This is a genomic window from Glutamicibacter sp. AGC84 (assembly GCF_053543575.1).
This window is the reverse complement of record NZ_JBLVOC010000005.1, coordinates 363,760-371,008: the sequence shown is the minus strand read 5'-3', so window position 1 is coordinate 371,008 and position 7,249 is coordinate 363,760. Positions and strand designations below refer to the sequence as shown.

Annotated in this window: 8 protein-coding genes; 2 read left to right on the top strand and 6 right to left on the bottom strand. The window is 59.7% G+C overall.

Annotated elements, in window-relative coordinates:
• Positions 1 to 42: 42 nt before the first annotated feature.
• The 6 genes from ACNPN0_RS03590 to ACNPN0_RS03565 form a co-directional block, all read right to left on the bottom strand.
• Positions 43 to 1,263 (bottom strand): mechanosensitive ion channel, encoded by a 1,221-nt coding sequence (locus ACNPN0_RS03590; protein WP_133833686.1) that lies wholly within the window; start codon positions 1,261 to 1,263, stop codon positions 43 to 45.
• Between the two features lie 294 nt (positions 1,264 to 1,557).
• Positions 1,558 to 1,989: an OsmC family protein gene (locus ACNPN0_RS03585; RefSeq protein WP_105657548.1), complete on the bottom strand. Its 432-nt coding sequence runs from the start codon at positions 1,987 to 1,989 to the stop codon at positions 1,558 to 1,560.
• Between the two features lie 31 nt (positions 1,990 to 2,020).
• Positions 2,021 to 2,455, bottom strand: a complete 435-nt coding sequence (locus tag ACNPN0_RS03580) for a GNAT family N-acetyltransferase (protein WP_166650724.1) — start codon at positions 2,453 to 2,455, stop codon at positions 2,021 to 2,023.
• A 121-nt stretch (positions 2,456 to 2,576) separates the two neighbouring features.
• The gene (locus ACNPN0_RS03575) at positions 2,577 to 3,371 is read right to left on the bottom strand and encodes an alpha/beta fold hydrolase (protein WP_166650723.1); all 795 of its coding nucleotides are present in this window, start codon (positions 3,369 to 3,371) and stop codon (positions 2,577 to 2,579) included.
• Positions 3,362 to 4,081 carry a lysoplasmalogenase gene (locus tag ACNPN0_RS03570; protein WP_388022584.1) on the bottom strand — a complete coding sequence of 240 codons (720 nt, stop codon included), beginning with the start codon at positions 4,079 to 4,081 and terminating at the stop codon, positions 3,362 to 3,364. Before ACNPN0_RS03570 ends, ACNPN0_RS03575 begins: the two co-directional genes overlap by 10 nt.
• A 60-nt stretch (positions 4,082 to 4,141) precedes the next feature.
• Entirely contained in the window at positions 4,142 to 4,828 is a 687-nt protein-coding gene (locus ACNPN0_RS03565) for a VOC family protein (protein WP_388022587.1), read from the bottom strand.
• Between the two features lie 275 nt (positions 4,829 to 5,103).
• On the opposite strand from ACNPN0_RS03565, the gene ACNPN0_RS03560 reads away from it, so the two are divergent.
• Both ACNPN0_RS03560 and ACNPN0_RS03555 read left to right on the top strand, forming a co-directional pair.
• Positions 5,104 to 6,192: an NADH:flavin oxidoreductase gene (locus tag ACNPN0_RS03560; protein ID WP_448937680.1), complete on the top strand. Its 1,089-nt coding sequence runs from the start codon at positions 5,104 to 5,106 to the stop codon at positions 6,190 to 6,192.
• Positions 6,074 to 7,216, top strand: coding sequence for an FAD-dependent oxidoreductase (locus ACNPN0_RS03555; RefSeq protein ID WP_448937699.1), 1,143 nt, complete (start codon positions 6,074 to 6,076; stop codon positions 7,214 to 7,216). The genes ACNPN0_RS03560 and ACNPN0_RS03555 overlap by 119 nt, the downstream gene beginning before the upstream one ends.
• Positions 7,217 to 7,249: the final 33 nt, after the last annotated feature.

The following is a 7,249-nucleotide window of genomic DNA, read 5'->3' as shown; positions in this document are numbered from 1 at the left end:
CCCCCCACTTCTTATCTGTCCCTCAGGTTTTGTGATGCGTGGTTAGATGCCTGGGTTCGATGCCGGTGGCGTCGAGTCCGGGCCATTGGTGGCCTGTTGGGCCTCCATCTTTTTCAGCGTGCGGGCCGCAGCATCACGACCGCCGAGGCCAAAGGCCAGAGCCGCTGCCAATGCTGCGCCAATGACGATTGCGCCGAAGGCCATGTTGATGATCGAATCGGCGATACCCATGTACTTCAGGCCCATCGCCACGAACAGCGCAATTGCCGTGTAGCGGATGATCTTCGAAGCAGTAGTGTCACCCAAGAAGCGGCCAATCACATTGGCGATGACGAAACCTGCGGCGATAATTGCTGCGCCGAAGAGGATCTTGCCGCCCAAGGCCAGGATCTCATTGAGGATATTGGTGATCGCTGGGAAGTTCAGCATCTGGGCCGCCATCACACCGAAGAACAGCACGATAGCAATCTTGACGATGCCAGCGATGATTCCCGAAGCGCTCTTGCCCTCGGGAACTACGCCCCACTGGGCAACAACAGTGTCGGTACCCACGCCGTGGAGGGTGGATTCAAGTAGCTGCCCGACGAACTTGGCAATCAGGATACCCACGGCCAAGAGCGCCAAGGCCATGATGACCTGCGGGATTGCGGTGAAGACCAGCTGCAGCATCTGCTGGGCAGGTACCGAAATTGCCGCGATGCCCAGAACCTGCAGGGCTGATATTGCGACGACTAGCAGGATCAAGGCGAAGACGATGTTGGCAATGATGTCAACGATCTTCGCTTGGGATTCGCGAGACTGAACTTCATCTACTGGTTCGTTGCCTGGGGTGACCTTGCGGACCAGTCCGCTAAAATCGACAGTTCCCAAACCGGTCCTCAGCAGCTGGCGAACGATATTCGCGATGACGTAGCCAATGAAGAAGATGAAGCCCGCACCGATGAGGTTGGGGATGAAGGCCATGACGCCGCCGAGCATGCCCTGCACCGGCGATAGCACTTCGGATAGAGCGAAGACCTGCAGGATTGCCACGAGGCCGAAGAGCCAGACAATCAACCCCGCGACCTTGCCCAGGGATTGGCCTATTTGTTCTCCGTCATTGCCCTGCTTTTGCAGGAACTTCACCCTGTTCACCAGTTTGGCGGCAGCCCAACGAATTATGCGTGCAACTAGCCACGTAATGATGAGGATGATTAGCGCGATGCCAACCTTTTGTAGCATCGACGCCCAGTCGATATTGCCTAAAACGTTCTCAGACTGCATTGCTGCTCCTTCAACGTAGGGACAGTCCGACCCTACGATGAAGGTTCTCCGCTGACTAGGGCAAAGACCCATGCTCCCAGCTTGAATCATTGGACTTTCACAGCTCGAATTGCGAAAAGCTGACTATATCCCGATGTATTCAACGAATTCCGAACAATAAGACCTTGCCGACAACTGATCCACGCAATGTTAGAAAGTTCGCGGTTGCGTCCAAACCCGTGAATTGCCATGGAAGCTATTGCGGATTCAGCCATTGACCTTTATTCATCCGGGAATTGCCGGAAGTCCCGCTACCTAGTTGATGACTTCGCTCCGCACGGAAGCGCCCAGTTCAACGGTGCGGGAGACGGTGCAGTATTTGTCATGCGAAAGCTTGACGATGCGCTCCACCATGCTGGCTGCCTTGCGGCCTTCCTCGGTATCGGGGAACTTCAAATCGAAACCAAGATGGATGTCCTCCATCCGGCTCGCCGAGTTCTCAGAGACCTTGTAGCCGCCCGCTTTGACTTCGAATTTCTCAGGCTCGCTTCTCCTGGTGGTCGCCACATCAACATCAATTGCGGAACATCCTGCGATGGCAGCAAGCAGCAACTCCACCGGGGTTAGCAATCCTTCGCCCTGGCCGAATTCTAGGCTGGCTCCCGATTCGAGGCTAGTGGCCCTGTACTTGCGTGCCTCGACGCGTTCGATGCTGACTTCACGGATCTCACGGCTATTTTCACTCATGAAACTATCGTGCCACGATCCAGGCTGAAGACTACACGTGGCGCAATACGACTCGTTGCGGCGACGATGCAGATTCCCCGGGCACAGGCACGAATCCGCAGTCGCCAAAGAACGCAATGGCAGGCTGGCGCTGGCAATCGAGATGAACGCTGATCCCGGGAATGCTGGCGATGATTTCATCCAGCAGGATGCGGCCCACACCCTTCTGGCGATCAGTGTGCCTCACCCAGAGCAGTTCGATGCGTGTACTGCTCCATGCCGCAAAGCCAACAATGCGTCGACCATGCTGGGCAATCCTGACTGAGACCGATTGGCTATAGACAGCTTCCAGGGCGACGGCCACCGCATCAATATCAGCAGCCGAGAGGAAGTCTCCCCGGCGTTCCACCGAACTGCGCCAAATGTCGAGCAGGTCAGGCACTTCATCCACGCTCGACAGCTCGCGCAGCAGGAGAGTCTCTTCCATGCCATATTCCTTCATGCTCAAGCGAATCCGTACTTGCTGATTCGAAATGTAGCCGGGTGCCAGCGATTCCTCAAGTTTTTATGGATCGTTGCGGCACACCAGCATGCGGTTTTTCCCCGGCTCAAGCCGGCTCGTTCATGCGGCCCGTGCGGTGGGCCCAGTCCCGCAATTCGGCCGCGGCCTGCTCGGGCTGCTCAAGGTGCACGTTATGCCCTGCAGAATCAAGCACGCGGATCCTCATCGAGGGGTACCGGCGCGATAGCTGCTCGGGATCCCGGTATCCGGTGATGTGGTCTTGTTTCCCGCACAGGATGGTTACCGGAATATCCAGCTGGCGTTTACGCTCCACGGGCAGAGGATCCAGGAAGTAGCGCTTGGATAGCTTGGCCATGGAGCGCAAGTTCGCGCAGTCCAGCCCGGGCAGCACCCACTGCGCGAAGCTCTGCCACGCCTGCTGCGATTGCACCACGGCAATATCGGAGAATTGCTGTGCTTGGCGGGGATCTATCCGGGCCAGCAGCCCGGGATCCTCTACGACTACCTGCGCTTCGGGCACAGTGCGCCGCGAGGCATCGGGAAAGACCACTGGGGCCAGGAGGAATAGTCCTTGGGCCTGGCCGGGAAACCTGTCGGCCATCTCCTGGCAGAGCAAGGCGCCAAGAGAGTTGCCCAGCAGTGCGAACGGCCCCTCTCCCGCGGTTTGCCTGATCAGTTCCTCCAACCAGTTTGCAAGTTCTGGCAGTCCCCCGGGGTTCCCTAGCGGTGGACAGGTTCCGAAGCCGGGCAAGTCGACGTAGTGCAAGTCGAAGATCTGCGCGTTGGCCAGCTCTGCTTCCAGCGGCTTGAGGATACGGTGGTCTACCCCGTTGCCATGCACCATGAACAACGGGATCCTGCTCTTTGGGGCTACTCGCATTTCACCGTGCTCTTCTCCTGTGCCTCGCGCTGGCTCGCAGCGTAGCTGATCATCCATTGGCCAGCTACGTAGGTGAGCATAATCCAGAATCCCATTCCGGGGACATCGATATCCGCAAATGAGCGCAGCGCGATCAAGGAATCGGAGAGGAAGAATATTGCGCCGCCGAAGCCTGCGATCGGACCCAGCCCGGTACTGAGGATGGCCATCATCATCAATGCCGAGCCATAGATGATCACCGGGGCGAGCAGCACTCCCGCACCGGGTGAGCAGAGGACCAGCAGCAGGGCAAATGCGGCAAGATAAGGAAGCGGCATCCTCCAATGGCGCAGTATCGAAGATTTCCAGTATCTTGCCAGAGCGGCGATGTAGAAGAACTGCGCAACCAGGAATGCGCTAACCATGGCCAGGAATGCAGAATCGCCGTCCATGAACCGGGGCAAGGTGTCACCGACCCAGGAGAAGAAAAGGGCTATGAGCACCAGCCGGATCAGTGTGCCACGCGGCGAGGTGGTGAGGGCGAGAACCGTTCCTGCCAACAGCGGCATCAGCAGGATCTGCGTGGCGTCCGCCAGCAGCCCCGAAGGCCAGAACAGTTGTGCCAGCAAATGGGTGGCAGTTGCGAGCAGGAGCGCCAGAGCCGCGATCCCGCGGCGTGACTGCCCCGGGATCACCGCAACGGTGTGCTCATTGCCTAGGTGTGGTTGCACTTTCTTCCTTGGGTAGTGCCGATAATTGCGTTTAACGGCCTCGGGGCGTTGCCGGATCCGTCACCGGTTGGAAGCCGACGGGGCCAGGACGCAGAATTCATTGCCCGAGCGGTCCTGGAATACCCGCCATGGCAGCGTACCCCACGGACGGTCCAGTTCCTTGCCGCCCAATGCGCAGATGATTCCCAACGCGTCCTCCATGCTCTCGGCCTGTTCGAGACGCAGGTCCAGATGGATCGCATTCTTCCCCGCAGTCTTGGGTGAAGCTTCCCGGACAAGGACCAGCCGCGGGCCCGCGCCTGATGGATGAGCCAGAACCGCTGGAGACCGCACAACGATGTCCCATCCCAGCAGCTGCTTCCAGAATTCTGCATCTCCGGCCGGGTCAACGCAGGCCAGTTGCAGGGCTTCAAGCACCAAGCCGCTTGCGTCCTGGTCGTGGGCACGGAGCAGAAATTCGTTGCCTGCGGCATCGAGCCTGGACTCCATGGCATCCCGGTGCCGATCGCCAAGGCGTTCGCTGAAATGGGTGCCGGATCCGAGGATCAGGTGCACGCGCTGTTGAGCACGGTCCGGGTTCCGGACAGCGGGGAAGCACAAATCCAGGTATCTCGGTCCGGCCAGCTGCAGCCGGGTTTCATAGCCGTCGGCGTTATCGGTCAGCATCTGGCATTTGAGCAGGGTCTCCCAGAATTCCCCTTGCTGTTTCGGGCTCTCGGCATCGAAGACGATATTTTCCCAGTACATGCTTCCAGCCTACCGCTGGGGTGATGCCGGTCACTTCGCGCATTCGTTGAACCGGCCAATAATATCCGCATATGGAAATTGATTATCGTTGACTTAGGCAATGGAAACAGGAATTCTTTTCGCAGGATTTCCGCTAGAATTAGTTGCAATGACATTTTCTAATAGTATGATGGCATGCCTGAATTTGAACAAGTCGTTTATTTTAGTGGCATTAAATCCAATTCCAAGATCCTCCTGGCGGAAATTGGGGCATTTTCCGCCGGTATTATGTTGCCATGAGCAACACGGATTTTCCCCACCTGATGTCAGAAGGCCGGATCGGGCCTATGAGCACCGCCAACCGCATTGTCCTTCCCGCGATGGACATGAACGTTTCCGAAGGCGGTGAAATCGAGCAGTCGGAAATCGACCACTATGTCGCGCGTGCCGCCGGCGGAGCCGGAGTTGTCATCACCGGCGCATGCGCTATCGCCTTCCCTTACGGAGCGGCCTCGATGAAGGAACCGGGACTGTCAGACGACAAGTACATCCCGGGCATCAAGGCACTAGCCGACGCCATCCACGCTGCAGGCTCCAAGCTGTGCATCCAGTCCACCCACCATGGCAAGGTAGCGCGCGTAGACACCGCCAACGGACGTCCAGTCATGGCGCCGAACAAGCCGGACTACAGCTACTCCATGAGCGCGCTGGCCGATTGCACCCCCGAGGAACTCGCGAAGATGGGTGCTGCCACCAAGGGCAAGCAAGCCAGCTACCACGAGATGGCCCAAGAGGACATCGACTGGCTGATCGCCGCATGGGCCGACGCGGCAGAACGCGTAGCCAAGGGCGGAGCAGACGCCATCGAGATCCATGCGGCGCACGGATACATCCTTGGCGTCTTCCTTAACCAGCGCGATAATCTGCGCACCGACCAGTACGGCGGCTCGCTGGAGAACCGTGCCCGCCTGGCCTGCCAGGTCATCGCCGCCGTCAAGGAACGCGTGGGAGATTCCTTGGCGATCCTGGTGCGCGTAGCCGGAGAGGAATACGGCCAGGAAGGCGCGTTGAGCCTTGCCGAATCCATCGAGGCGTCCAAGATGTTCGAAGCCGCAGGCGCTGACGGCATCCACGTGACCGGTTGGGGACGCAACCCCTTCGACAACTTCACCGACGGGCCGCTGCCGAACAAGGTCGGGGCCTACCTGGAGAATGCCGCAGAGATCACAGAAGCATGTTTCCATTCCGGTGATCGCCGTGGGCCGCATGCTCCCGGACATTTCCGAGAAGGCGATCGCCCAGAACAAGGTGGACTTCGCTGCCATGGGACGCCAGCTGCTGGCCGACCCGGAGCTTCCCAACAAGCTGCGCGACGGAAAGCTTGACCAGGTGCGCCCATGCATCAATTGCTACCTGTGCGTGGCGGAGAACTTCTTCGATGACACCCCGTTCTGCGCAGTGAACCCGGCACTGGGTAACGAGAAGCTGCTGCCGTTGAAGCCGGCAAGCGCCTCGAAGCATGTGGTTGTCGTTGGCGCGGGCCCTGCGGGCATGGAGAGCGCACGCGTGCTCACCGAGCGCGGGCACCGGGTGACCATCGTCGACAAGGCCGACCGCTTGGGCGGAACCATGTGGTTCTCCACCATGACCACCCCGGATAACGAGCGCCTGCTGCGCTGGTTGAAATCCGAGCTCAAGCGCCTGCGGGTTGCGGTGAAGCTCAATACCCCAGCCACCGCGGAAACCATCCGCGGGCTGAACCCCGACCACGTCATTGTCGCTACCGGCGCCGTGCGCCCGAAGCCGGACATGCCAGGCGGCGACCTGCCCAACGTGCAGACCGGCGACACCCTGCGCGCCATGATGCTGTGTACCGCTACAGCCGAGGAAGCCGGACTGGTGCTGAGCACCATGGGCAAGCTCGGACGGCTCTCGGGCTTGACCAAGTCCCCGGAATTCGTCCGCCAGTTCACCAAGTTCTGGCTGCCGATGGGCAAGGACGTTGTAGTCATCGGCGGCTCGCTGGTGGGACTGGAACTGGCCGAGTTCCTGGCCGAGCGCGGCCGCAACGTCACTCTGGTCCATGAGAGCCAGCAGCTGGGCTTGCCGCCGGCCATGCCGCGCCGCTGGACCGCCGTCAAGGAGAATCTCGCGCATGGCGTCAAGATCCACCGCAATGTCTCGGTCACCCGCATCACCGAGAAGACCGTGGAATGGACCGAAGGCGAAGAGCAGTTCAGCGCCCCGGCCGACATGGTCATCTACGCCGATGGCACCACCAGTGCCGCGCCGGTAGCCGATCAGCTGCGCGGTGCCGGATTCAGCGTCGATGTCATCGGCGATGCCAGTGCGGTCAACTACATCCACGGTGCCGTGCATTCGGCGTGGAAGGCCACCGCCGACCTGTAGTCCGATGCAACTTGCACGCCCATAGGCAGCGGG

Coding starts and splice junctions, on each gene's coding strand:
- ACNPN0_RS03585 (WP_105657548.1), bottom strand. CDS start 1,989: ATGAGTGAAAATAGCCGTGAGATCCGTGAAGTCAGCATCGAACGCGTC.
- ACNPN0_RS03590 (WP_133833686.1), bottom strand. CDS start 1,263: ATGCAGTCTGAGAACGTTTTAGGCAATATCGACTGGGCGTCGATGCTA.
- ACNPN0_RS03565 (WP_388022587.1), bottom strand. CDS start 4,828: ATGTACTGGGAAAATATCGTCTTCGATGCCGAGAGCCCGAAACAGCAA.
- ACNPN0_RS03575 (WP_166650723.1), bottom strand. CDS start 3,371: ATGCGAGTAGCCCCAAAGAGCAGGATCCCGTTGTTCATGGTGCATGGC.
- ACNPN0_RS03555 (WP_448937699.1), top strand. CDS start 6,074: ATGCTCCCGGACATTTCCGAGAAGGCGATCGCCCAGAACAAGGTGGAC.
- ACNPN0_RS03560 (WP_448937680.1), top strand. CDS start 5,104: ATGAGCAACACGGATTTTCCCCACCTGATGTCAGAAGGCCGGATCGGG.
- ACNPN0_RS03580 (WP_166650724.1), bottom strand. CDS start 2,455: ATGGAAGAGACTCTCCTGCTGCGCGAGCTGTCGAGCGTGGATGAAGTG.